General features: G+C 60.9%; 24 protein-coding genes and 1 tRNA gene. 12 read left to right on the top strand and 13 right to left on the bottom strand.

Annotation, left to right across the window (positions count from 1 at the left end; translation table 11 throughout):
- Window positions 1–69 precede the first annotated feature (69 nt).
- From ABRA89_RS15275 to ABRA89_RS15290, 4 genes are all read left to right on the top strand, one after another.
- A tRNA-Ser gene (locus ABRA89_RS15275) sits at window positions 70–154 on the top strand.
- 352 nt (window positions 155–506) lie between these two features.
- Window positions 507–764 (top strand): hypothetical protein, encoded by a 258-nt coding sequence (locus ABRA89_RS15280; RefSeq protein WP_349942347.1) that lies wholly within the window; start codon window positions 507–509, stop codon window positions 762–764.
- Window positions 765–804: 40 nt separating this feature from the next.
- Complete coding sequence (locus tag ABRA89_RS15285) at window positions 805–993, top strand: hypothetical protein (protein WP_349942348.1); 189 nt, start codon at window positions 805–807, stop codon at window positions 991–993.
- Between the two features lie 91 nt (window positions 994–1,084).
- Window positions 1,085–1,288, top strand: coding sequence for a hypothetical protein (locus tag ABRA89_RS15290; protein ID WP_349942349.1), 204 nt, complete (start codon window positions 1,085–1,087; stop codon window positions 1,286–1,288).
- Window positions 1,289–1,346: 58 nt separating this feature from the next.
- Here the strand turns inward: ABRA89_RS15290 and ABRA89_RS15295 are convergent, their stop codons facing one another.
- Window positions 1,347–1,670 (bottom strand): hypothetical protein, encoded by a 324-nt coding sequence (locus ABRA89_RS15295; RefSeq protein WP_349942350.1) that lies wholly within the window; start codon window positions 1,668–1,670, stop codon window positions 1,347–1,349.
- Between the two features lie 130 nt (window positions 1,671–1,800).
- Window positions 1,801–3,186 (bottom strand): aminotransferase family protein, encoded by a 1,386-nt coding sequence (locus ABRA89_RS15300; RefSeq protein WP_463671305.1) that lies wholly within the window; start codon window positions 3,184–3,186, stop codon window positions 1,801–1,803.
- A 187-nt stretch (window positions 3,187–3,373) separates the two neighbouring features.
- Between ABRA89_RS15300 and ABRA89_RS15305 the strand changes: the two genes are divergently transcribed.
- Window positions 3,374–4,006 carry a LysE family translocator gene (locus ABRA89_RS15305; protein ID WP_349942351.1) on the top strand — a complete coding sequence of 211 codons (633 nt, stop codon included), beginning with the start codon at window positions 3,374–3,376 and terminating at the stop codon, window positions 4,004–4,006.
- A gap of 100 nt (window positions 4,007–4,106) precedes the next feature.
- On the opposite strand, the gene ABRA89_RS15310 is transcribed toward ABRA89_RS15305, so the two are convergent.
- From ABRA89_RS15310 to ABRA89_RS15330, 5 genes are all read right to left on the bottom strand, one after another.
- Window positions 4,107–5,111 (bottom strand): ABC transporter ATP-binding protein, encoded by a 1,005-nt coding sequence (locus ABRA89_RS15310; RefSeq protein WP_349942352.1) that lies wholly within the window; start codon window positions 5,109–5,111, stop codon window positions 4,107–4,109.
- Between the two features lie 12 nt (window positions 5,112–5,123).
- Entirely contained in the window at window positions 5,124–5,954 is an 831-nt protein-coding gene (locus ABRA89_RS15315) for a carbohydrate ABC transporter permease (protein WP_349942353.1), read from the bottom strand.
- A gap of 15 nt (window positions 5,955–5,969) precedes the next feature.
- Window positions 5,970–6,842, bottom strand: coding sequence for a carbohydrate ABC transporter permease (locus tag ABRA89_RS15320; protein ID WP_349942354.1), 873 nt, complete (start codon window positions 6,840–6,842; stop codon window positions 5,970–5,972).
- Between the two features lie 285 nt (window positions 6,843–7,127).
- Window positions 7,128–8,450, bottom strand: coding sequence for an ABC transporter substrate-binding protein (locus tag ABRA89_RS15325; RefSeq protein ID WP_349942355.1), 1,323 nt, complete (start codon window positions 8,448–8,450; stop codon window positions 7,128–7,130).
- 95 nt (window positions 8,451–8,545) lie between these two features.
- On the bottom strand, window positions 8,546–9,574 hold the full coding sequence (locus ABRA89_RS15330; RefSeq protein WP_349942356.1) for a LacI family DNA-binding transcriptional regulator: 1,029 nt from the start codon (window positions 9,572–9,574) through the stop codon (window positions 8,546–8,548).
- Window positions 9,575–10,162: 588 nt separating this feature from the next.
- Here ABRA89_RS15330 and ABRA89_RS15335 point away from each other — a divergent pair.
- Entirely contained in the window at window positions 10,163–10,726 is a 564-nt protein-coding gene (locus ABRA89_RS15335) for a cytochrome b (protein WP_349942357.1), read from the top strand.
- Between the two features lie 12 nt (window positions 10,727–10,738).
- Here the strand turns inward: ABRA89_RS15335 and ABRA89_RS15340 are convergent, their stop codons facing one another.
- From ABRA89_RS15340 to ABRA89_RS15355, 4 genes are read right to left on the bottom strand one after another with little or no spacing between them, the layout of a single operon-like run.
- Window positions 10,739–11,530 carry a class I SAM-dependent methyltransferase gene (locus ABRA89_RS15340; RefSeq protein WP_349942358.1) on the bottom strand — a complete coding sequence of 264 codons (792 nt, stop codon included), beginning with the start codon at window positions 11,528–11,530 and terminating at the stop codon, window positions 10,739–10,741.
- Window positions 11,530–12,573 (bottom strand): glycosyltransferase family 4 protein, encoded by a 1,044-nt coding sequence (locus ABRA89_RS15345; protein ID WP_349942359.1) that lies wholly within the window; start codon window positions 12,571–12,573, stop codon window positions 11,530–11,532. The genes ABRA89_RS15340 and ABRA89_RS15345 overlap by 1 nt, the downstream gene beginning before the upstream one ends.
- On the bottom strand, window positions 12,570–12,968 hold the full coding sequence (locus tag ABRA89_RS15350; RefSeq protein ID WP_349942360.1) for a 6-pyruvoyl trahydropterin synthase family protein: 399 nt from the start codon (window positions 12,966–12,968) through the stop codon (window positions 12,570–12,572). The genes ABRA89_RS15345 and ABRA89_RS15350 overlap by 4 nt, the downstream gene beginning before the upstream one ends.
- A gap of 15 nt (window positions 12,969–12,983) precedes the next feature.
- Complete coding sequence (locus ABRA89_RS15355) at window positions 12,984–13,958, bottom strand: zinc-dependent alcohol dehydrogenase (RefSeq protein WP_349942361.1); 975 nt, start codon at window positions 13,956–13,958, stop codon at window positions 12,984–12,986.
- A gap of 200 nt (window positions 13,959–14,158) precedes the next feature.
- Between ABRA89_RS15355 and ribA the strand changes: the two genes are divergently transcribed.
- The 3 genes from ribA to ABRA89_RS15370 are packed head-to-tail and all read left to right on the top strand — an operon-like array spanning window position 14,159 to window position 16,871.
- Window positions 14,159–15,295, top strand: coding sequence for a GTP cyclohydrolase II RibA (ribA, locus tag ABRA89_RS15360; protein ID WP_349942362.1), 1,137 nt, complete (start codon window positions 14,159–14,161; stop codon window positions 15,293–15,295).
- Window positions 15,292–16,104 carry a CDP-alcohol phosphatidyltransferase family protein gene (locus ABRA89_RS15365; RefSeq protein ID WP_349942363.1) on the top strand — a complete coding sequence of 271 codons (813 nt, stop codon included), beginning with the start codon at window positions 15,292–15,294 and terminating at the stop codon, window positions 16,102–16,104. Before ribA ends, ABRA89_RS15365 begins: the two co-directional genes overlap by 4 nt.
- Window positions 16,104–16,871, top strand: coding sequence for an FkbM family methyltransferase (locus tag ABRA89_RS15370; protein WP_349942365.1), 768 nt, complete (start codon window positions 16,104–16,106; stop codon window positions 16,869–16,871). The genes ABRA89_RS15365 and ABRA89_RS15370 overlap by 1 nt, the downstream gene beginning before the upstream one ends.
- Window positions 16,872–16,882: 11 nt before the next feature.
- Here the strand turns inward: ABRA89_RS15370 and ABRA89_RS15375 are convergent, their stop codons facing one another.
- Complete coding sequence (locus ABRA89_RS15375) at window positions 16,883–17,827, bottom strand: lysylphosphatidylglycerol synthase transmembrane domain-containing protein (protein WP_349942366.1); 945 nt, start codon at window positions 17,825–17,827, stop codon at window positions 16,883–16,885.
- 134 nt (window positions 17,828–17,961) lie between these two features.
- Here ABRA89_RS15375 and ABRA89_RS15380 point away from each other — a divergent pair, with 134 nt between their 5' ends.
- A complete protein-coding gene (locus ABRA89_RS15380) occupies window positions 17,962–19,656 on the top strand; it encodes a sulfatase-like hydrolase/transferase (protein WP_349942367.1) in 1,695 nt (564 codons plus the stop codon).
- 31 nt (window positions 19,657–19,687) lie between these two features.
- Here ABRA89_RS15380 and ABRA89_RS15385 read toward each other — a convergent pair whose 3' ends face one another.
- A complete protein-coding gene (locus ABRA89_RS15385; protein WP_349942368.1) occupies window positions 19,688–19,810 on the bottom strand; it encodes a hypothetical protein in 123 nt (40 codons plus the stop codon).
- A 527-nt stretch (window positions 19,811–20,337) separates the two neighbouring features.
- Between ABRA89_RS15385 and ABRA89_RS15390 the strand changes: the two genes are divergently transcribed.
- Window positions 20,338–21,762, top strand: coding sequence for a DUF2252 domain-containing protein (locus tag ABRA89_RS15390; protein WP_349942369.1), 1,425 nt, complete (start codon window positions 20,338–20,340; stop codon window positions 21,760–21,762).
- A gap of 79 nt (window positions 21,763–21,841) precedes the next feature.
- Window positions 21,842–22,576, top strand: a 735-nt coding sequence (locus tag ABRA89_RS15395) for a transposase (protein WP_349942370.1), incomplete at its 3' end; no start/stop codon positions are given.

Consider the following 22,576-nt stretch of genomic DNA (forward strand, 5'->3'; position numbering starts at 1 on the left):
CGTCTACCTCATCGAGAGTGAACTTACCCGCTCGAAGCTTTATGATCGACTCAAATGGCAGATGACGCCGGGCGCATGGCTTCTCCTGGCGCCGCTTCGTGACCATTCGAAATTTATCTATAGGTCCAGGGTTCGAGTCCCTGCGCGCCCACCAAATTTTCCAGAGAAAACCGCTTCTTCCGGTGACTTACCGAGGTGGTTATGAGATAGCACGCAAACGGGCACCCAGTCTGGCGCTATCCTTGACGCATGAGTTCGTGCCGAGGCCTCAGCTGTTCGGGCTCAAGCAGCGACGCTGATTGCGAAGCTGCGGAAGACGGATGCAGAGCCTTGACGGTCGGCTTTCGCTGCAGCGGCGGCGCAACGCCTTCACGATGTCGCTCCAACCGCTCAAAGCATCGACACGAAAATTTGCTCATTCGCGACGATCTCTCCATCTTGCCTAAACACCATGAAGAGGAGCAGCTATCCTGCTCACCTTAACTCTCTTCTTGGAGCTTCCACCGATGCGCCTGCCCCTCGTTCTTTCCGGTTTCGCAGGTGTTATCTTCGCGACCGCCGCCTTCGCCGATTCGACCGGAGGCACTGTCGCGGCCTTTGACCGCGTCGACAGCATTATCGTTCTCACAGACAAATCGATCTGGGACGTGTCGTCGCTGAAGGATAATCTGCCCGAAAATCTGAAAGCCGGCGACAAGATCACCATCGTCTACCAATCCGCCGGAGATAGCGGCGTCGGAAAGCTCGTTTCGATCAAGCGATAGGCGGCGCTCCAAACTCTCGCTGATCCGCAGGAGACCGGCCTTGTATCTCGACGAGAAGAATGAATGGCGGCAGCCGGAGCGGCCTTCACATCCGGACCGGCCGGAGATCACGGAACGCCAACGCAAGGTCCTTGGCTGGCTGATCCTGGTGAACATGATTGCAATGCTTGTTGCACCGATCGGAGGCGCGAGCATCGTTCATGCCTTGACCTATTGGATGGCCGGCTGACGATGTTCGATGCCGCCTTGGCGGCGACGCTTTTCTGATTTCCGAGGCCCACGGGCAGACCGCGCAATTCATGCGCGAAGACTGAGGCCCTGTGAGCGCTTCGCGGATCGGCGATAGCCGGCAGGTTTCGGTCGACAGCAACAACGTTCAGCCGATCACGATGAAGGCGATCGGCGACAGCAACCCGCCGATGTTCAGGAACGGCAACACCAACATCATCTTTCCTTCCGGAAATATGCGCCGTGTGGGGAGCAGATTACCCGGATATCAGGGCGACATCTGCACGCCATCGTAACTGCTCAGCTCGGCAGGTAGCCCGCGCCGATACCGAAAAAGGCGGAAACGAGAAGCGTCTAGATCCCGGATCCGGACTCTTCCAGAAAATCGCTTTCGCGGGCGGGTGCCACCGCCCCTGAGCTTGAGACCCCGCGATCGGAGGTCGGCAAGGGAAGCGGCATCCAGGCTACGAGATCGTCGTCCTCATAGGTGACCTGTGCTTCCGGTGCGCTATCCGTCGCGATCCAGCATTTGTCGTGGCCGTCGCGCGGCATGCCCCAGCGCACTGTGTCCACCTCCGGTGAGCCCTGCTCGCCGCCACGAACCGTGACGAGAATTCTCGCCCCGCTGCGGTCCGCCCCGTTCATCGGGCTCCATCCGCCTTTGTCGTCAGCCGCCATTTCATTCCTCCCATGATGCCGAGAGATTGGGTGATGCCAGCCGGATTGAAAAGTCCGGCCGGTCAAATCTTCGCTAGCGGATGCCCCAGCGACGGTCGGCAAACCTTGCTCCGCTCGCCCCACCAAAGCGTCAGCCGAAAACGCGTGTCAGCGCTTCGTCGACCGCCTGGGTGATGCCGTCGATATCGCTTTCGGTCGCGATCAGGGCGGGCGCGAACAGAAGTGCGTTGTTCATGCCGTCGGCAAGCGAGCGGTTCTGCGCTCCGATAATGACACCATTTGCCATGCAGTCGGCAACGACAGCCTTCACCTTCGCCTCGGGTGCCGGTTCACGCGTCTCACGATCGGCAACGAGTTCGGCACCAGCGAAAAGCCCCTGCCCCCGGACTTCGCCGATGACGGCATGCTTCTCCATCAGCGCCTGAAGATTGCCGATGAGCCGCTCGCCCATGCGCGCGCTGTTATCGAGAAGGTTTTCGTCCTCCAGAATGCGCATGTTTTCGAGTGCTGCGGCCGGGCCGGATGTGCAGCCACCGAAGGTCGAGATATCGCGGAAGAAGCCGAGCGGGTCGTCCGCATCGTCCTTGAAGTGGTCGAAGACGGCCTCGGTGGTCACCGTACAGGAGATCGCCGCGTAGCCTGAGGCGACGCCCTTTGCCAAAGTCACGAAATCCGGCTCGATGCCGTAGTGCTGGTAGCCGAACCAGGTGCCCGTGCGGCCCATGCCGCAGACGACCTCGTCGATATGGAGGAGAATTTCGTATTTGCGGCAGAGCTCCTGCACGCGCTCCCAATAGCCCTTGGGCGGCGTGATGATGCCGCCACCGGCGGTGATCGGCTCAAGGCAAAGGCCGCCGATGGTATCCGGGCCCTCCCTCAAGATGACCTCCTCGATCGCTTCCGCGGCGCGCTTACCGTAGTTGTCGACCGGACCCCATTGGCTGCGATATTCGAGGCAGTGCGGCACTTCCACAAAGCCCGGCATAAAGGGGCCGTATTGGGCATTTCGCTGGGCCTGCCCGCCAGCTGCAAGTGCACCGAAGGTGGTGCCGTGATAGTCACGCTCTCGGTAGAGGATCTTCGATTTCCGCCCGCCATGCTGGCGATGGGAAATCTGGCGAATCATCTTCCAGACCTTCTCGTTCGCCTCCGAGCCCGAGTTCGAATAGTAGACCCGGCTCATGCCCGGCATCTTCTCTATCAACCGCTCGGCGAAGAGCGCGCCCGGCACCGAGCCGCTCGCACCGGCGAAATAGTTGAGCTTCAGCACCTGCTCGCGGATGACATCTGCCATCGTTTCGCGGCCGTAGCCGATATTGACGGTCCAGACCCCACCGGACACCGCGTCGAGATGTTCCTTCCCGGTCGCATCCCAGACCCGCATACCCTTGCCCTCGATCATAACGCGCGGGTCGGTCGTCTCATAGGGTTTATGCTGGACGAGATGATGCCAGACATGCCGGCGATCGGCTTCGATCACACCGGACATGTCGTTGAGATTTGCCTGCTTGTTCACGCCGCTGTTCCTCTGTCGCCGGCCAATGTAATGAAACCGACGCTATCACCACTTGAGCTCGACGGCACGCCCCCCCCGCTCACTCGCAAATGAGATGGCATGGCTGGAGCTCGTCGAAGTGTCGTCTGACGATCATCAGCGCCGTCGCATAAGACGAAGAAGGACCAACAATCAGCGGTAACGGGCGATGGTATTCGACGGCATCACGGGCTTCGCCCTCATCGCGGCGCTCTTGGTGGTCTCTCCCGGGCCGAACGGCGTTCTCATCGCAAAGACCGTTCCGACCTCCGGACCGCTAGCGGGTTTCGCCAATATCGCCGGCTTCGTCACGGCCTTCTATCTGCACGGTACGCTGTCGATCCTCGGCATATCAGCGCTTCTTCTGCGCTCGGCCGAACTCTTCACGATCGTGAAGTTCGTCGGCGCCGCCTATCTCGTCTGGATCGGCATCAAGGCACTTCGCGACGCGGGGCACAGCCGACCGATCGTTCCGAACGTGAAGCCCGCCTCGCGGCAGCACTCCCTGTTCACGCCCTATGGCGAGGGCTTCCTCACCAATGCACTGAACCCGAAGGTGTCGATGTTCTATCTCGCCGCCTTCCCGCAATTCGTCCCGCACTCATATGATGCAGTGCCAATCGCGTTCGGCCTCGTGACGCTCCACGCGGCGATCAACCTCCTGTGGTTCTCGGCGATGATCGCGCTGTTCTCACGAATGGTTACGGCCGCGCGCAACGACCGGGTTCAACGTCTGCTGAAGGCGCTCACCGGGGCGGTCTTCGTCGCCTTCGGGATCAAGCTCGCTATGACGCGTGCATGAGTTGGCTCCGAGCACACCACCAGGGACGTCGTGCGCTCGTTCCGCGGTCAATGCGACCCGCATCCCGACCGCACCAATCTCCAGCACACGGAAAGTACGCTCAGCGCAGCGCCAATCCCTTGCCGTCGAAACGGTGGATCTTGTCCTGCTGCGGCGTCATGTAGACCGTGTCACCTGCATGGACCGGAAATTCGCCGCCTGCACGCACGGTTAGGGGCTCCTGGTGGTCTTTGGTCTGGACATGCAGGAACGTATCCGAGCCGAGGTGCTCAGAGACCTTCACCTCACCTTTCCACTGCCCATCCGACTGGGAAAGATCGATATGTTCAGGCCGCACGCCGATCGTTTCGGCATCGTGATTCCTGGCGTCGGAGCCGCCCATCAGGTTCATTTTCGGTGAGCCGATGAAGCCGGCGACGAACGTGTTTCGCGGCTGGCTGTATAGCTCGAGCGGTGAGCCGACCTGCTCGATATTGCCGGCGCGCAGGACGACAATCTTGTCAGCCATGGTCATCGCCTCGACCTGATCATGGGTGACGTAGATCATGGTCGTCTTGAGCCGCTGGTGCAGCTCTGAGATTTCGAGCCGCATGCCGACGCGTAGCGCCGCGTCTAGGTTCGACAGCGGCTCGTCGAACAGGAAGGCCGCCGGCTCGCGCACGATCGCCCGGCCGATCGCGACACGCTGGCGCTGGCCGCCCGAAAGCTGGCCCGGTCGCCGGTCGATATAGTCGGAGAGGTTCAGGATCTTCGCCGCGTTATCGACGCGCTTGTCGATCTCCTGCTTGTCCATTCCCGCCATCTTCAGCGGAAAGGCGATGTTCTTCCTGACGCTCATATGCGGGTAGAGCGCGTAGGACTGGAACACCATCGCAAGTCGGCGCTGGGCCGGCGGAAGGTTGGTCGCGTCCTTGCCGTCGATCACGATCGTGCCCGAGGTCGTGTCTTCCAGACCCGCGATCAGCCGCAGCAGCGTTGACTTGCCGCAGCCCGAAGGCCCGACGAAGACGACGAACTCGCCATCTTCGATATCGAGATCGAGATCCGGGATGACCTTCACGCCGCCAAACGCCTTGGTGACGCTTTTCAGTTGAATTTTGCCCATTGGTCTGATCCTTTACTTGACGGCACCGAAGGTGAGGCCGCGGACGAGCTGTTTCTGGCTGAACCAGCCGACCACGAGGATCGGCGCGATCGCCAGCATCGAGGCAGCGGAAAGCTTGGCGTAGAAGTTGCCCTGAGGCGATGAATAAGAGGCGATGAACGCGGTCAGCGGCGCCGCGTCAGTGGTCGTCAGATTCAGCGTCCAGAACGCCTCGTTCCAGGCGAGGATGACGTTGAGCAGAACCGTCGATGCGATGCCCGGCACTGCCATCGGCGTCAGCACCTGGGTGATTTCCTGCCTGAGCGACGCTCCGTCCATGCGGGCAGCTTCCAGGATGTCGACCGGAATTTCCTTGAAATAGGTATAGAGCATCCAGACCATGATCGGCAGATTGATCAGGAAGAGCACGATGATCAGGCCGAAGCGCGAGTCGAGGAGGCCCAGATTGATGAAGAGCAGATAGATCGGGATGTAGACGCCAACCGCCGGAAGCATCTTGGTGGACAGCATCCAGAGGAGGATGTCCTTGGTGCGGGGCGTTGGCGAAAAGGCCATCGCCCAGGCCGCCGGAATGGCGAAAAGCAGGCCAAGAAGCGTCGATCCGAGCGCCAGATAGATGGAATTGGCCATGAAATGGAAGTAGTTCGCCTGGCTGTTGATCGTCTCGTAATTCTCCGTCGTCCAATCGAAGAGCAGGAACTGCGGCGGGGTCGAGATGGCCGCAAGTTCGGTCTTGAACGAGGTCAGGAACGTCCAGAGGATCGGGAAGAAGATCAGGAGGCCGACGGCCCATGCGAGGACGGTCATGCCGATCTTGCGTTGCTTGGAAACTTGGCGCGCCATGACGATGCTCCTCCCTTACGCGTCGAGGTTCTTGCCGATCGCCTTGATCAAGAAGATCGCGACGATGTTGGCGAGGATGACGGCGACGATACCGCCGGCGGATGCGGCGCCGATGTCGCCGAAGGAGATCGCCTGCTGATAGACGAGATAAGTGATGTTGGTGGACTGCGATCCAGGCCCGCCATTCGTCGTCACGAGAATTTCCGCGAAGATCGAGAGCAGGAAGATCGTCTGGATGAGGATCACAACGGTGATCGCGCGGCTCATATGAGGCAGCGTGATGTACCAGAAGATCGAGAAGGCCCCTGCCCCATCCATCTCCGCCGCCTCCTTCTGATCGGCAGAGAGCGATTGCAGAGAGGTGAGCAGGATGAGGGTCGCGAAGGGTAGCCACTGCCATGCGACGATGATGATGATCGAAGTGAGCGGCACGTCCGTCATCCAGTCGACCGGCGTCAGCCCGATGCCCGACATCACCTGCCCGATCACACCGTAGACCGGGTTCATCATCATGTTCTTCCAGACAAGCGCGGCGACCGTCGGCATGACGAAGAAGGGCGCAATGACGAGAAGGCGCACGACATTGACGCCGTAGATATCCTGATCGAGCAAAAGCGCGATCAGGATACCGCCTCCGACCGTGATGATCAGCACGCCGATAACGAGGACCAAGGTGTTGGTCAGTGCCGCGACAAAGGTCGGGTCAGTGAGGAAGTAGGTGTAGTTGTCGAAGCCGACGAAGGGCGTCGAAATCGGATTGTAGAGGCTGTACCCGAGCGTCGAGTAATACAGCGTCATCGCCAGCGGGACGATCATCCAGATGAGCAGCGCAATCACCGAGGGCGCCATCATCGCCCGCGCCAACTTGCTCGTATTGCGTGTCGCCATGATCTTCCCCCCGCGTCTCGGCGCCATTTTCGGTGCCGCTGGGTCCGGTGAATTTGCAGGGAGGTAAAGACGGTAAAGCCGGGACCGCGTAGGTTGAACCTGGCCGTGGTGGCGGGCCATCGACAGGATCGACCCGAATACATGCGGCACGCGTTCGCCTGGTCTTCGCACAGGCGTTCGAAATATGGCCTCGAACGACAGTCCGACTGCTTCGGCTTATCCTCCCGATCGCCGAAGCCCCGGGCGGAACAGTGCCGCCCGGGATGCCTTCAAGCCGATTTCGGCTTATTCCATGTAGCCGCCGCGGGTCAGCTCGCGGGTCGCGATCGCCTGCGCCTGGCTCAGAGCCTGATCGACCGATGTCGAACCGGAGAGAGCGGATGCCATCTGCTGGCCGACGGCTGTACCAATGCCCTGGAATTCCGGGATCGCCGCAAACTGCAGACCGTAATACGGCTTGTTGTCGGTCGGCTCCGGATCAGCCGAATTGATGGCATCGATCGTCGCCTGAGCAAACGGTGCAGCGTCGAGATATTCCTGGTTCTCGTAGAGCGACTGGCGCGTACCCGGTGGCACGTTGGCCCAGCCTTCCTTCTCGGCGACGAGCTGGGTGTATTCCTTGGACGTCGCCCAGCTGATGAACTTCTGAGCCGCTTCCTGCTTCTGCGAGCCATTCGGCACAGCCAGCGACCAGGCCCAGAGCCAGTTGTAGCCGGAATTCGGGCAGTCGGACGTACCGCATGGAGCCGCGCCGAAGCCGACCTGGTCGGGAACCTGGCTCTGCTCGGGGTCGGTCACAAAGGAGGCGGCGACCGAAGCGTCGATCCACATGGCGCATTTGCCTTGGCCGAACAGCGAGAGGTTCTCGTTGAACCCGTTCGAGGCGGCACCCGGGGGACCATATTTGGTCATCAGGTCGACGTAGAGCGTGATCGCCTTCTTCCAGCCTTCCGATTCAAACTGCGGCTGCCAATCGGCGTCGAAATAGTTCGCGCCGAACTCGCGTGCCATATTGCCGAGGAAGCCCATGTTCTCACCCCAGCCGGGCTTGCCACGCAGGCAGATGCCGTAGACGCCGGCGTCCTTGTCGGCGGTTTTTTCGGCGGCTTCCGCGATGAAGTCCCAGGTCGGCTGCTCGGGCATTTCGAGGCCCGCTTCCTCGAACAGATCCTTGCGGTAAAGGGTCAGAACGCTCTCGGCATAGAATGGCGCGGCGTAGAGATTATCCTCGACCGAAAGCGCATTCCGGATCGAAGGGATCAGATCGTCCTTGTCGTAGTCGTCGCCAAGTTGGTCGAGGGATGCGAGCCAATCCTGCTTGGCCCAGATCGGAACCTCGTAGGTGCCGATGGTCATGACGTCGAACTGACCGCCGCTCGTGGCGATATCGGTCGTGACGCGCTGGCGCAGGATGTTCTCTTCGAGCGTAACCCAGTTCACCTTGATGCCCGGGTTCTTCTCTTCGAAATCGCTCGTCAGGCCCTGCATGCGGACCATGTCGGAGTTGTTGACGGTTCCGACGGTGATTGTGGTTTCCTGAGCGAGGGCGGTCGATGCGAGCAGCGAAAGGGTCGCCGCGCCGACGAGGCCACGTGCATGAAATGTCATGAATTCCTCCCGTTTGAACTCTCGAGTTTCGAGAGACAACGCAACGTTAGACCTGAAAGATAATGAATGCAATGTATTTTTACGCGCGTAAAAATTTATGCCGATTTTCGAACCACCAAGCGGCCTTCGTAACGGGTTTCGGCTCGGGGCACCTGTGCTCGACCGCCCTCGATCAGCGCGATTAGCGTTTCGACGCTGTGCGAGGAAATCGCGTCGTAATCCTGGGCAACGGTCGTGAGTGCCGGGCACGTGAAGCGCGAGAAGGGATGGTCGTCGTGGCCGGCGATCCTCAGATCGCAGTCCGAACCTGTTCCAACGCGCTTGCCCTGTTCGTAGGCCGCCGCAAGAAGTCCGATCGCAAGGCGATCATTACTGCATAGAACGGTCGTCGACGGCAGGCGACCCTCAGCGATAAGGGCCCCTCCCTCACGAAAACCGATCTCCTCGAAATTCCAGTCGCTTCCATCGATCCGGATCACCTGCGGTTCATGACCGAGCCTTTCCATGGCCGAAACATAGGCATGCCGGCGGTTGTCGACGTTTGGATTGACCGGCGGCATCTCAACGAAGCACGGCGCGCTGCCCGTGCGGCAGAGATGCTCGACCATCATCGGAACCGATTGGGCGTTGTTCAGCCCGACATAGGCCGCACCGAAGCCATCCAGATTGCTGTCGAAGAGAACCGTCGGAACCGTTTTCGTGAAGCGCTCGATCGCGGCGCGGTCCGACAAGAGGCCGAGCGGCGCAAACAAAAGACCAGACGCCTTCATGGCTCTGAGCGTATCGAGAGCTTCGCTTTCAAGCTCCTGGGAGCCGTGAGAACTGAACAGTGAAGGTGAAAAGCCCGCCTCTATGACCCGGTTCTCGATGTATCGCGATATTTCTGCGAAGAACGGATCGGCAAGATAAGGAACGACAATACCGATCGTCTTGGTGAGCCGGCGGTTCTGGTTGACGGCGTACATATTGGGCCGGAACTGATACCGCGCGATCGCCTTTTCGATCCGATCCCGAACACCCGGTCGGACGCTTGCCGGATCGTTGAAGTACTTGGATACCGTCGGCCGCGAAACGCCGCATCGAGCGGCAAACTCTTCCATGTTTCGGATCGGTTCCGTCGTCATCGCTCGCTCTGCGCTTGTATCTGACCGCATCCGCTATACCAGCTTGCCGCATACGCTGTACCAGATAGCTCGGATTTTTTGGAGGAAACTTTACTCGCGCAAAATGTAGCGCCTGGACGACATTTGTCCGAGAGCTAACGCCCTTCACCTTCCGATCGATCTGCATTTTACGCCGATCGAGACCTCAGAACAGATCTTCGATGAGTGACATATAAGATGGGCGATGCGGCGCCGTGGCATTTGGCTCGGCCAGCGATGAACCATGAATCAGTGCCGGTAATAGGCAGTAAGATTGAAGGCCGCTTCGTTAGCGCTCTTTCAACCGCCCAGAATTGCAGTTTCACCGAGATATAAACGGCAGGCCTTCTATTAGTTTCATAAACTCAGATTCGGCCCTGCAAAAAATCCTTTCCAGCGAGAACAGCAGCACTCTTCTTGATTTTCTCGAGACGACATTGCGTTCAAGTCTGCCGTTTGGTTACTGCCGAATTTCATCGGCTGGCCGTTCCGCGCCATAAAGCTTGACGCTTCGGCCGCCAAACACGAGACTTGCCCAGCCGCACGCTATCGAAGGACCCGCATCAGCCTATGGACCATACGATCTACGACGAAAACGGCGTTGCGGAAGGGCTGCCTCAAGAGGTGCGCTATGCGCCGGTCGTGCGGATCTTTCACTGGATCGTCGCGATCATGGTGCTCGCGGTGTGGCCTCTCGGCATGGTCATCAAGTTCATCGCCGAAGACGACAAGATGACCTTCTACCTCCTGCACGAGTCCTTTGGCTTCCTGATCTTCTGGATCATGCTGGCGCGGCTGGCGATCCGGCTCGTTCGCGGCGCGCCGGCCCATCCGCCTCTGCCACTATGGCAAAAGCGGATCGCCGATACGGTTCATGTCCTGCTCTACGTGGCGCTGATCGCCATGCCGGTCTTCGGTTTCCTCGCGACCAACGCCTTCGGATTTCCCCTCGATCTCTTCGGCGTGATCCCGATCCCTGATCCTGTCGGAAAAAACGAAGCACTCGCCGGCATCTTCATGACCATCCATGTCACACTCGGCTACGCGATCCTCGTGCTTTTCGCCCTTCATATGGGCGGCATCCTGCAGCATCACGTATTGAAGCGGGACGGAACTCTCTACCGGATGACGTAAGGGCTTACTGCCTCAATCGGAGGTCAGGGCGAGGCAATCGCGATGGCCGACGCGCACTGTCGCGCCGTCGCGCGCGGCAGAGGCACGGAACGACAGCCACTTTTCGATTTCGCCGGCTCCGAGTTGCTCTCGGGCCGGCTCGGCAAAGCCGTGATGAAAGGCATCCTGAAGGCCGACATCGTCCGACCCGAGGACCCAATCGCTCATGGCTGAACGAACTTCGAAGCCTTCCGACCGAAAGGCGTTCTCGAGTACCTCGGCCGCATCACCGCCGAGGCCGGCCCCAAAACCCTTGTCTTTCCCCTGGTCGCCCTTGAAGGCTGATACGATCGCTTTGTCCAACGCGTGCGGCCGCTCCCACGTGATCCGCCCGTCGACAGTCAGTGCGGCGTAGAGATCGACGGCATTCCGGCGCAGGGCTTGGGCGAAGCCGGCAATATAGTCGGCAGAAACGAGATCGAAGAATGCCGAGGCGGTCACAAGAGCAGCACCTGAGAAGATACCTTCGGCCGGCTCGGCAAGATTGGCTCGGCGCATCGTCACGCGCGTTCGAGCCTCTTCCGGCAGGGCCGTTCGCGCGCGTTCGAGCAGAAGCGGATCGTCGTCGACGAAAACCCACGACTGATTATCCGGCAATAGCGGATTGAGTGCCCGGAATGTCGATCCGGTGCCGCAGCCGATATCGACGACAGGGCCGGACGAGCGTCCTGCATACTCGGCAGCGGCTTTCAGCAGCGCGCCGTCGCGAGCACGTCGGTCAGCCGGTTCGCGCAGGGTCAGCCAATCGGCTTCGAAACCGCTCATCAGGCGAGCCTCCGCAGTACCGTGTCGATAACGGACGCCGAATCGCGCCAGCTTGGGAGAGCTTCGGCTGCCTCAATGGCTCCAGCAGCGAAGCGTTCACGCAGGTCCGGTTGCGAAATCATCTCTCGCAGCGCGTCGGCCAAATCACCAACCTCGTTCGGCTCAATCAGAATGCCCGCACTTTCGGGCACCACGTCCGGCACTGCCCCGCCCCGTGTGCCAACGATCGGCAAGCCGTGAGACAAGGCCTCGGCAAACACCATGCCGTAGCCCTCATACCGGGTGGCGAGGGCGAAAATGTCAGCAGCGCGGTATTCCTCATCCAGACCGTCCACCGAGCCGGCGAAGACGATCCGGTCTTCCAATCCGGCCTTCGAGACCATCGTTTTCAGCTCCGCAGCATGAGTCGGGTCCATATCCGCGCCGCCGACGATCCGGCACGTCCAGGAAAGCTCCTTCAAGGTGCCGAGTGCCTCGATCAGAACATCATGGCCCTTGCGCGGGATCAGCGATCCAACCGAAAGAATACGAGGAACATCAGCTTCACGTGTTCGAACGGGTCGTTTGTCCGTGCCCGGCAGGGCGATCGTAATCCGATCCGGGGTAACGTCGAAGTCCCGTGTCAGAATGCGGCCCGTCTCCGGGCTCGTCACGACGACGCCGCGCGCGTGGCGAAGCGCCCGCCGCTCGTCGGCCTTCAGCTTCGCGGCGAGAGCTGTACTCAGGCCGGTCTCCATCGACAGAGGATGATGGACGAGTGCGACCAGAGTCAGCCGGTTTGACTCAGCCTCGGCAAGATCGGGTAGAGCGCCGAAGGCCAGTCCGTCGACCAGCACGATCGAACCGTTTTCGATTGCGGCAAACAGGCGTGTCGTCTCGGCGATCTCGTCGTCGGAGGGATCGGGAAATCCGGCTGGCAACTCAAGATGCCGCACCGCCCAGCCGAGGCTCTCCAATTCCGCAATCATCCGCCGATCGTAGCCGTAGCCCCCAGTTCGCGTCTGGAGATCTCCGGGTATCGCGAAGACGAGGGATCGGCTCAAAGAGCGGCCTCGTACCAGGCACGCGCGACCTGGGACTCGTGAAGGCGTATCCGCAATTTGGCGACCCGGCCTCCAGCCTCGCCCATACGGCCGGCTGAAATGGCGTCGGCAATCTTCGTGAAAATGTGCCGCGCGAGGAATTCAGTGGTCGTCACCTTGCCCTCGAACTCGGCGATCTCGTCGAGATTCTGATAGTTTAGCGGCTTGAGGACGTCGCCAAGAATTTCGCTGGCCGCGCCGATATCGACCGCAAGGCCATTGTCGTCGAGGTCATCGGTGAAGAACGCCGCATCCACGGTGAACGTCGCCCCGTGCATACCCTGCGCCGGGCCGAACACCGGGCGTGGCAGGGAATGGGCGATCATGATGTGGTCGGTCACTTCGACTGCGAACATGGAAAGTCTTCTTCCTCAATAGCGGATGCGATGGCAGAGGACCTGCCGGTCGTTCAGGATCTCGAGATAGGTGTCGGCGAGCTGAGCGAAAGGCGTTTCGCCGGATATCAGGACATCGAGACGCGGGTCTTCCAAAAACGTCAGAGCGAGGTCGAGCCGCCGAGAGTGGCTCCAGCGAGCGCGATGCGAGGGAGACACGTGACCGACCTGACTGCTGACGATCTGGAGGCGGCGCGAGTGAAACGCCGCACCGAGCGGGATCGTTGCGGCGCGGGTACCGTACCAGCTCGCCTCGACGATCCGTCCCTCGAATCCGGCCGCGCCGATCGCCGTTGTAAGGCCGCCTTCGGATCCGGTCGCGTGAATCACGACGTCGCAGTCTTCGGGTGCGCTTTCGGGGCCGGAGAAAATGAGACCCAATGCCTTTGCGACGCCAGCCTTCGAGGGTTCGTGATCGATCAGATAGGTGAGCGTGCCGGGAATGGCCGCCGACACGAACGCCGCAAGTAGCCCGACGACACCGGCCCCGACGACCGCAACACGATCTCCCGGTTGAACGTTTCCATCCCAGACGATGTTGATCGCCGTTTCCATATTCGCCGCCAGAACGGCGCGCTCCATGGGTACGGTATCCGGAATCGGCCGCAAGGCTTCGACCGGCACGACAAATTGATCCTGATGGGGATGAAGGCAAAAAACCCGTGATCCAGACCAGCCTTCAGGTCCGTCAGCCACAATGCCTGCGACGCTGTAACCATAGCTGACCGGGAACGGGAAATCCCCGGACTGAAACGGTGCGCGCATACGATCGAACTCACTTGGCGGCACCTCGCCCGCACTGACGAGACTTTCAGTCCCGCGGCTGATCGCACCAAACCGCGACACGACAAGCGCTTCTCCCTCTCGAACTGACGGCAGCTCGGCTGTGCGGATGCGGGGAACATCCCTTGCTTCAAGCCAAAGGGCATTCGACGAGACAGGATCAGGCACGAAGGTTTCTTTCAAAATGCGTGGGATAAATAGGGGGTGACGTGATGGTTGATCGAACCAGACGACCTATCACAAAGGTTTTTTGAGGGGGGGGGGTGTCTCAGCGCACATGTCTCAGAGTGTCGCATTTGTCAAAATGCACGGTCACACCTACCTCTCCCAAAGTTTGTGACAACGGAATGAACCTGGAATTTTCCAAAATGCTGAAGACAGTCGAGACCGAGACCGGGGAAACACCGAGCTTTCTCGACCCGTCCGATGCCGCAAGGCGCGACTGTGAGGTTGCGGCAGCGGAGTTGCGCTTTGGTCGGCCGATCATGCTCCATGCCGACGAAACCTATGTAGCGATCGCGCTCGACACCGCGACAGCGCGGGATTTCGAACGTTTCGGCATGGCCACTCACGGAGCACACGCACTCTTTCTAACAGCGGAACGTGCGCAGGCGTTGGAGCTGGAAGCACCGGATGGCGCGCTCGTTCCGTTGAAAGAGGTTTCCTATGAACGCGCTTGCGCGCTCGGCTACGAGCTGGAAAGCCCGCAACCCGATTCCTGGTCGGACGCGCCGCCATCTCTCAGCGCACTCAATGAACTCTCCCGACTGGCCCTGCTTCTGCCGGCACTCGTCGTCGCCCGCATCGATGCGGCTGATCCGGCTTTCGCCGGTGTAGCGGAAATTGCCGTGGAAGACATCGAGGCGGCAGGCGACGCCGAGACGCGCTACGAGATCGTCGCGCGGACGGTGGTCCCTCTTCGCGATGTGAAAAAGGCCGAATTCGTCGTCTTTCGCGGCGGCCTGTCGCAGCGCGATCAGGTCGCGATCGTCGTCGGCGATCCCGATCTGTCCGGCGCGGTTCCGATCCGCATCCACTCGTCATGCCTGACTGGCGATCTTTTCGGCTCGCTGAAATGCGACTGCGGCGACCAACTGCGCGAGGGTCTCCGGCTTATCGACATGCGTGGCGGCGGCGTTCTTCTCTATCTCGACCAGGAAGGGCGAGGCACCGGGATCGGCGCCAAGATGCGCGCCTATGGCTACCAGTCGCACGGTCTCGATACGATCGACGCTGATGCGGCCCTCGGCTTCGGGCCGGATCAGCGCCGCTACGGCGCCGCCGTGGCGATGCTCGGCGCGCTTGGCATCAGCTCGGTCGAACTTCTGACGAACAACCCGACAAAAGCCGCCTTCCTGCAGAAGGCAGGTATCGCGGTCACCCGTCGCACTGCCGTTCTCGGCGAAGTGACAGACGAAAATCGCGGCTACCTGACCACAAAGGCGGAGCGAGCCGGCCATGCGCTGGACGTCGCGGCGATCGCTTCGGCTCTGGTGAACAAGTGACCGACTCCCAACTGGCCGAACGGCCGATCACCGCACATTACGAAGGCGGGCGTCTCAAATTCAGGATAAGGCCGCTCTTCGTCGAGGCGCTGGCTGTCTTTTCCGTCATCGGTCTCGCTCTCGCAGCCACCGCGCCCCTTGCCATGCATTTTGCCGGTTCCGACTGGCGCTTCGTGACGGTCTCGATCACGGTCTATCTCGGGATCGCGGCACTGGCCGCTGCCGGCCTGCGAAACCATCCGCATGAGCGGTTCGGCGCAGCAAACATGATAACAGGCGTTCGGGCAGCTCTGACGGCGATCGTCGCGGCATTCCTCATTGAAGCCAGTCGGCTCGGCTACGAAGGCGAAACGGCGCTCTCCTGGGCTGTGGCCGGGATTGCCACGCTTGCGCTCCTTCTCGATGGCGTAGACGGCTATGCCGCACGGCGAAACGGGACACAGTCGAGCTTCGGTCAGCGCTTCGACATGGAAGTCGACGCCCTGCTCATCCTCCTTCTCTCCGTGCTCGCCTTTGTCTCCGGCAAGGCAGGTGCGTTCGTGATCCTGCTCGGAGCGATGCGCTATGCCTATCTCGCAATCCATACGCTGTTCCCACGCCTTCCGAACGCGCTCGCGCCGAGCTTTGCGCGCAAGGCGGTCTGCGTAGTCCAGGTATCGGCGCTCTGTATCATGGCCACGCCCCTCGTAACGCCGCCTGAATCGAACCTGGTCGCGCTTGGCGCCCTCGCCTTTCTGATCTGGTCGTTCGGCCGCGATCTCCTGTCGCAGGTTCGACAGTATCCGCTCCGCAACCGCGGACGTCGATAATGTCCAATCTCGCGGCCCGCCTCGGCCTGGTCCAGTCGCTGTTGGTCTATCACGGCCAGCCCTGGCGCGTGATCCCCTTGCGCCGATTCATGCAAGCGCTCGTTCGCCCCGGTTCGCTCGCTTTCGATATCGGCGCCCATGCGGGCAATCGCTCGCTTGCTCTTGCGAAAGCCGGCGCGAGGGTTATCGCCCTTGAGCCGCAACCGGCTTTCGCCGGCATTCTCGATCGGGTCGCGCGCGGCCGCGCGATTACCGTGCGCCGCGAGGCGGCAGGCCGTGAAGCGGGCATAGCCCAATTGAGCATCTCGCGGCGCCACCCGACTTTATCGACGACAGTTACGGGTTGGCCTGAACGGCTTGGTTCAGCGCCCGGTTTCGAACGCGTCGCCTGGGACGAGATGATCGAAGTTCCGGTCGTCACCCTCGACATGCTGATCGCAGAACACGGCGTGCCGGACTTTACCAAGATCGATGTCGAGGGAAGCGAAGCCGATATCCTCGACGGGCTGTCTCAGCCGCTTCCACTGGTTGCTTTCGAATATCTTCCCGCGGCGATGGATATCGCCACGCGCTGCCTCGACAGGCTCGCCGACCTCGGCGCCTATGAGTGCAATCTCGTCATCGGCGAAACGCAGCATTTCGCGCGCACAGACTGGATACCGCTTCCCGCTTTCCGCGATATTCTCGCGGAGGCCAGCCGGTCAGGCGCTTCTGGCGATGTCTATGCCCGGCTTTCCTCTTCCGAAGCGCGCGGCAATTCGAGGTGAGACGAAGTTTCTTACGACGTCCGTCGTTCGAGCCATCGCGGCAGCGTGAAATCGAAGGCGAAAAGGCCCGGCAGGGCACCCACCGTCGAAACGAGGCCGTAGAGCACACTCGCGGCAATGCCGACGCTCGGCGCATAACCCGCAAGCGGCCACAAGGCTGCGGCCGCGGCCTCCCGCACCCCCCAGCCACCGACCGAGATCGGCACGATCATCGTAAGAAGGACCGGCGGAACGAAGAGAAGTACCTGATAGAGATCGAGCGGCGCGCCCACAGCGAAACTCGCGAGGGCGAAGACGGCGAGATAGGCTGCGACAAGCGCGAAAGAAAGGATCAGCTGATACACCGCCTGCCTCGGCTGCAGAAAGGCGAGACGCAGCGCGACCCAGAAACGCTGGATCGCCTTGCGGACACGTCCCCGCATCAGCATCGCAGCTACGATCGACGCAACAACGAACGCCACCACAATCAGCGCGATCGTCTTCACGCCGATCACCGCCTCGTCCGGCGCGCTTTCGCCGTTCACAGCCCAGAGCACCAGACCAGCCGCGGCAATCGCAGCAAACGCAAGCTGTCCGGAAGCCCGTTCGAGGATGACGGCATGGGCGGAGCGTTCCCAATCGCCCTCCCCGTTCTGGTCGTGACGATTGCGCGCGATTCGCACAACGTCACCGGAAACGCCGCCGGGAAGAACAAGGTTGAGGAGAGAGGCACCATAATATTCGCGAACAGCTCGCTTCAGGCCGAGAGGTTGGCCGAGGCTTACGGCGGTGAGGCGCCAGCGGATTGCCGCGAGAACGATCTGGACCTGTACCAGCACCAGCGCGGCGATCAGCGGGAGCTGAGAAGCATCTGTAACGAGATCGAACGCCTTGCCGAAATCGACGACCGCCAGCAGCCCCGCGAACAATGCGAGCGGCACGAGGATACGCAAAAGGACGAGCGGTCGGAATTGCAAGTTGACGGGTCTTTCAGGTCGAAACGGCGCCAGAAGCCCAAGCTTTCAGGCATGGGGCGGCTCGGTTGCCGAGAGATCGCCACGAATAGAGGCGATGGCAAGGCCGATAGAGGCACGATGAGAGAGAAAGCGGCTTGAAGACGCGAGCTGTCGGCACATCCAATGCACCGCAAAAGAGCGGCCGTCGCGGCAATTGCGCCCTTCGCTTCGCCGCCGGCTGTCTTCTGCTTGCGGCGATCCTCCTCCTGCCAGACCGGCCCTCGCAACTGCCGATTCCGGCTGAGATCGCCTTTCCCATCGAGCTTCTTGTTGCGATGGGAGTGCTGCTTCTCGCCCGCGGCTGGCTCTTCCGGCTGCTTCTGACGGTGATCGCGGCTGCCTCGGGCGCACTTCTGTTCCTGAAGCTTGCTGATCTCGGCACCTACACGGCGTTCGGACGGCCGTTCAATCCGCTGCTCGATATGATCATCCTGCGCGACGGCTGGAACCTCCTCACCGGTACCGTCGGCCTTGCCGAGGCGCTCGCCGTCATCATCGCCTCGCTCGCTGCCTGGGCGGCAATCATCCTGCTTCTCGCCTATTGCCTCGCAGGAGCCGCTCGGCTCGTTTCCCAGCGCGCCAGGATCATCGGCGCGATCGCTATCGCTCTTGCCGCTGCCGGCTCCTTGCTCGCCATGACGACAGGCGAGAGCGGCAGCGGTGCGAAGCTCTTCGCTGCAAACAATGCGCGCTTCGCGACCGAACGCATCGCGCTGATCCGGAAATCTTCCAAAGACCTCCTCGCCTTTCAGGACGCTCTCGAAGCCGATCCGCTGGACGACATCGTCAGCGAGTCTCTGTTCGCGGCGCTCGAAGGCCGGGACGTCTATGTCCTCTTCGTCGAGTCCTATGGCCGAACGGTTCTGTCCGATCCAGATTACCGCGCCTTGATCGCGCCTCGCCTTCAATCGGTCGAGGGTGCCCTCGCCTCGGCAGGCTATAGCGCGCGCTCCGGCTGGCTCACCTCACCAACGGTCGGCGGCCAGAGCTGGCTCGCCCATGGCGCCTTTCTTTCCGGCCTGCCGACAACGGACCAGAACAGATACGACCTGATGATCGCGAGCGAGCGCAAGAGCCTCAACACGCTCTTTCGCGAGAATGGCTGGCGGACGGTCGCCGTCATGCCGGCGATCACCATGGATTGGCCGGAGGGAGGCTATTACGGTTACGACGCCATCTACGCTGCCGACGACCTCGGCTACGAAGGCCTGCCATTCAACTGGGTGACAATGCCTGATCAGTTCACGTTGACGGCAGCACGGCGCATAGCGGAAACCTCCGATAGGCCTGTCATGTCGGAAATCGCCCTCATCTCGAGCCACGCACCATGGACGCCGATCGCCGATCTCGTGCCTTGGGAAGATGTCGGCGACGGCCGGATCTTCGATAAACAGGCGACGTCCGGCGAGCCGCCCTCGGTCGTCTGGTCGGAGCCCGAAAGCATCCGCGACCACTTTATCCGTTCGATCGATTATTCCCTGGAGACCATCGGCTCGTTCATCGAGGAATTCGGCGACGACGCAGTCTTCATCGTACTCGGAGATCATCAGCCCGCACGCCTGCTGACGGGCGATGATGCGCCTCGCGACGTGCCGTTTCACGTCATCTCCAACGATACCGAGATCCTTGCGCGCTTCGACGATCTCGGCCTGATCGAAAGCATGATCCCGGATGAAAGCACGGCATCGATACCGATGTGGAACATGCGTGAATTGATGGTCCGCGCAATGCGGGAGAAGTCTGGCACTGACGGTTCAGCCGGACATACGATCGCGGAGCAAAGCGGGTAGCAGTGCCTGTGCGTCAAATGAAGACGCAGGCTCAGTCGCACTGGAGATCGCGCCCGCTGGCGACCGCCAGATGGTGCGTTTGCTGGTGCATGCCCACAGTCGTGATACCGATGAAATCGAGCGCCCGAACGCGGTGCGGATTGGCACCCGTCATGATGAGGGCCGATAGCTTCGGTTGCGAAACAGGCCATCTTGGAGCGAAACGCGAACTCACGCGCCGCCAACGCAGCTGCCTGTCACATCAGCGCGTTGGGATTTGAGGTCCGCTTCCGAAACGGAGCGGCTCGATCAGCCCGTCAGAAAACGTTGTCACCGAACATGTTGACTGCGGTCATGGCAACAAACGCGAGAACAAGGGCGGCCACGAGAACATAGAGCACGTTGCGCCGCTGATTGCCCTGCCGGCTATCGCGACTGTCAAATTCATTCCTCGGCATCAAATCTCTCCGGTGCACAGCAACTCGATCATAAGGATATCATAGCATAGTCGGCTCGGCACAATCCTTACGCGCAAAATAGCCGCTTCTCGAAGCCATTTTTGGCGGCTTCTCGCTGCGGCGCAGGGATCTTGAATCAATCGCTCAATTCCGACCATCGGCATCAAACCGGTGCAAACATCCTTGACGGAACGGCAATTGGTGGGCCGCGTTGCTCCTCTGACCCGACAAGGAAAATTGCGCCATGAGCGAGCGACAGAAAAAGTCGACGACGAAGACGGAAACGAAGTTGGACGCGTCCGAGATATCCCGAAAGGCGAGTGGGAAAGTCGAAGCTTTTCGTGATCTTTGCCACCGGATCACGTCCGGCGAACAGATAGTCCCGCCGGTCCTTTTGAGGGGACAGGCCCGCCGCGAGCATGTTCGCTCGACCCTTCGGGAAGATCATGCCCAGCGGATCGAACAGCGCAGCCAAGGCGCGCAGGTGAAATTCGACGAGCTTGCCGGCGACTTCTTCAAGTTCTTTCGTGGCACAGCCCTTCTGTTTTACCGCGACATGGTGGGACAGGACTCGCACATGCCCTCCGTCATGGCGCTGGGCGATGTGCACCCGGAGAATTTCGGCGTCATGCCGGACGAACACGGCGCACCCATTTTCGGTGTCAACGATTTCGACGAGACGATCTACGCGCCCTTCACATGGGACCTGAAGCGTGGTGCCGTCGGCTTCTGGATCGGCGCGCGCGAGGCGGGAGGCCTCAGTCGCAAGAAGCGGCGCAAGGTCGTGAAGAAATTTGTGAAGGGCTATCTCGAAGCGATGGCGGCCTATGCCGAGCACGCCACCGAGAAGAACGACAGTTACCGGATGGACAATTCACCCAAGGTGATCCAGCGCCTCTTCGAAGAAGCCTGGGAAGAGCGGAAGGAGTGGCTCTGGGACGACTACCTCAAGGAATCGGGCCGGGGCTTCCGCGCCAGTGACGAGCTTCAGCCGATCTCCGGCGAGATCGAGAAATTCCAGAAGGCGATCAACGATCTGGCGGAGCGGAACGGCTTTGCCGAGCTCGACCGCGTCGGAGAGTTGAGGGTCAAGGATGTCTGCATGCGCCATGGCCAGGGAACGGCCTCGCTGGGCCTGCCGCGCTATTACATTCTCATCGAAGGCCCTTCCAAGGACGCGACCGACGATCTCATCATCGAGTTCAAGCGTGCCCGGAAATCGGCTCTCGACGGTTTGGCGCCGCCAACCCAGTTCAGCGCCGGCGACAAGGCCGATCGCATCGCCCATGGACAGGCCGTGCAGCTTGCCCACGGCGACGTCTTTTACGGCGATGTCGAAATCGATGGGACGAGCTTCATGAGCCGCGAGCGCGCGCCGTTCCGCGACGATATCGACCTCGACGAGCTGAGCTTCGGCACCTGGAAGGACTATGCTCGCACCTGCGGTGCGGCGTTGGCACAGGCTCACGCCCTCTCCGACGATCTCGGCCAGATCGACTACGACGTCGAACCCTCAATCATCGCGGCGGCAAGTCCCCATGCGCTTTTCAAGGCCGATCTTGTCCGGTGGTCGGAAGAAGCGGCCGACAGGCTCGAAGCTGACCACAAATTCTTTCGCAAAGACCACGCCATGGGCGCATTCGACAATGTCGACATGGTCTATCGCTGAACGCAGCTGGACGTCTCCGGAAACTGGAGTTTTTGGCGGTGATCTGATTCACTGACGTCGTGGTGGTCGGGAGGATCGGATGCCGGGTCAGTTTGGATTTTGGGATGTTTCGGATCGGCTGTCTCAGCTCTCCAAACAGGGCGATCCGCTCGAGAAGCTTGCGGCGACGGTGGATTTCGAGATGTTCCGATCCGAACTGCTCAAGGCGATCCCACGCGGCGAGCGCAGCAAAGGCGGCAGACCGCCTTTCGATCCGGTTCTGAAGTTCAGGATGCTGGTGCTTCAAGCGCTGAACGGTCTCTCGCTCGAACAGACCGAGTTCCTGGTGAAGGACCGGCTGAGCTGGATGCGGTTCTGCGGTTTGGGTCCCGGTGACGCTGTCCCCGACGCCAACACCCTGTGGGACTTTCGCGAGGCTCTGATCGCCGCCGATGCGCTCGATGCCATCTTTGCCCGCCTCGATCGGGCGATCACCGAGGCCGGCTATTTGCCGATGTCCGGGCAGATCATCGATGCCACGCTCGTCGCCGCTCCTCGCCAGAGGAATACAGAGGATGAGAAGGCCCGGATCAAGGCCGGCGAGAGCGCGAAAGAGATCTGGAAGGACAAGCCGTTCAAGGCCAGGCAAAAGGACATCGATGCCCGCTGGACGGTGAAGTTCTCGAAGGCCAAAGCGGCCGAAGACGGCCAAAAGCAACAGATCGACATCGCGATCCCGACTTTCGGCTACAAAAACCATGTCTCGATCGACCGCCGTCATGGCGTCATCCGCAAGTCTCTCGTTACGGACGCTGCGGCCCATGACGGCGCACGT

This window comes from Fulvimarina thalattae (genome assembly GCF_040239565.1).
GTDB lineage: Bacteria > Pseudomonadota > Alphaproteobacteria > Rhizobiales > Rhizobiaceae > Fulvimarina.

Bases quoted from the DNA above. Each gene is read 5' to 3' on its own strand.
- ribA (WP_349942362.1), top strand. From the start codon at position 14,159: ATGCTGAAGACAGTCGAGACCGAGACCGGGGAAACACCGAGCTTTCTC.
- ABRA89_RS15320 (WP_349942354.1), bottom strand. From the start codon at position 6,842: ATGGCGACACGCAATACGAGCAAGTTGGCGCGGGCGATGATGGCGCCC.
- ABRA89_RS15385 (WP_349942368.1), bottom strand. From the start codon at position 19,810: ATGACGGGTGCCAATCCGCACCGCGTTCGGGCGCTCGATTTCATCGGT.
- ABRA89_RS15370 (WP_349942365.1), top strand. From the start codon at position 16,104: ATGTCCAATCTCGCGGCCCGCCTCGGCCTGGTCCAGTCGCTGTTGGTC.
- ABRA89_RS15390 (WP_349942369.1), top strand. From the start codon at position 20,338: ATGAGCGAGCGACAGAAAAAGTCGACGACGAAGACGGAAACGAAGTTG.
- ABRA89_RS15325 (WP_349942355.1), bottom strand. From the start codon at position 8,450: ATGACATTTCATGCACGTGGCCTCGTCGGCGCGGCGACCCTTTCGCTG.
- ABRA89_RS15295 (WP_349942350.1), bottom strand. From the start codon at position 1,670: ATGGCGGCTGACGACAAAGGCGGATGGAGCCCGATGAACGGGGCGGAC.
- ABRA89_RS15350 (WP_349942360.1), bottom strand. From the start codon at position 12,968: ATGTTCGCAGTCGAAGTGACCGACCACATCATGATCGCCCATTCCCTG.
- ABRA89_RS15315 (WP_349942353.1), bottom strand. From the start codon at position 5,954: ATGGCGCGCCAAGTTTCCAAGCAACGCAAGATCGGCATGACCGTCCTC.
- ABRA89_RS15280 (WP_349942347.1), top strand. From the start codon at position 507: ATGCGCCTGCCCCTCGTTCTTTCCGGTTTCGCAGGTGTTATCTTCGCG.
- ABRA89_RS15335 (WP_349942357.1), top strand. From the start codon at position 10,163: ATGGACCATACGATCTACGACGAAAACGGCGTTGCGGAAGGGCTGCCT.
- ABRA89_RS15305 (WP_349942351.1), top strand. From the start codon at position 3,374: ATGGTATTCGACGGCATCACGGGCTTCGCCCTCATCGCGGCGCTCTTG.
- ABRA89_RS15340 (WP_349942358.1), bottom strand. From the start codon at position 11,530: ATGAGCGGTTTCGAAGCCGATTGGCTGACCCTGCGCGAACCGGCTGAC.
- ABRA89_RS15310 (WP_349942352.1), bottom strand. From the start codon at position 5,111: ATGGGCAAAATTCAACTGAAAAGCGTCACCAAGGCGTTTGGCGGCGTG.
- ABRA89_RS15330 (WP_349942356.1), bottom strand. From the start codon at position 9,574: ATGACGACGGAACCGATCCGAAACATGGAAGAGTTTGCCGCTCGATGC.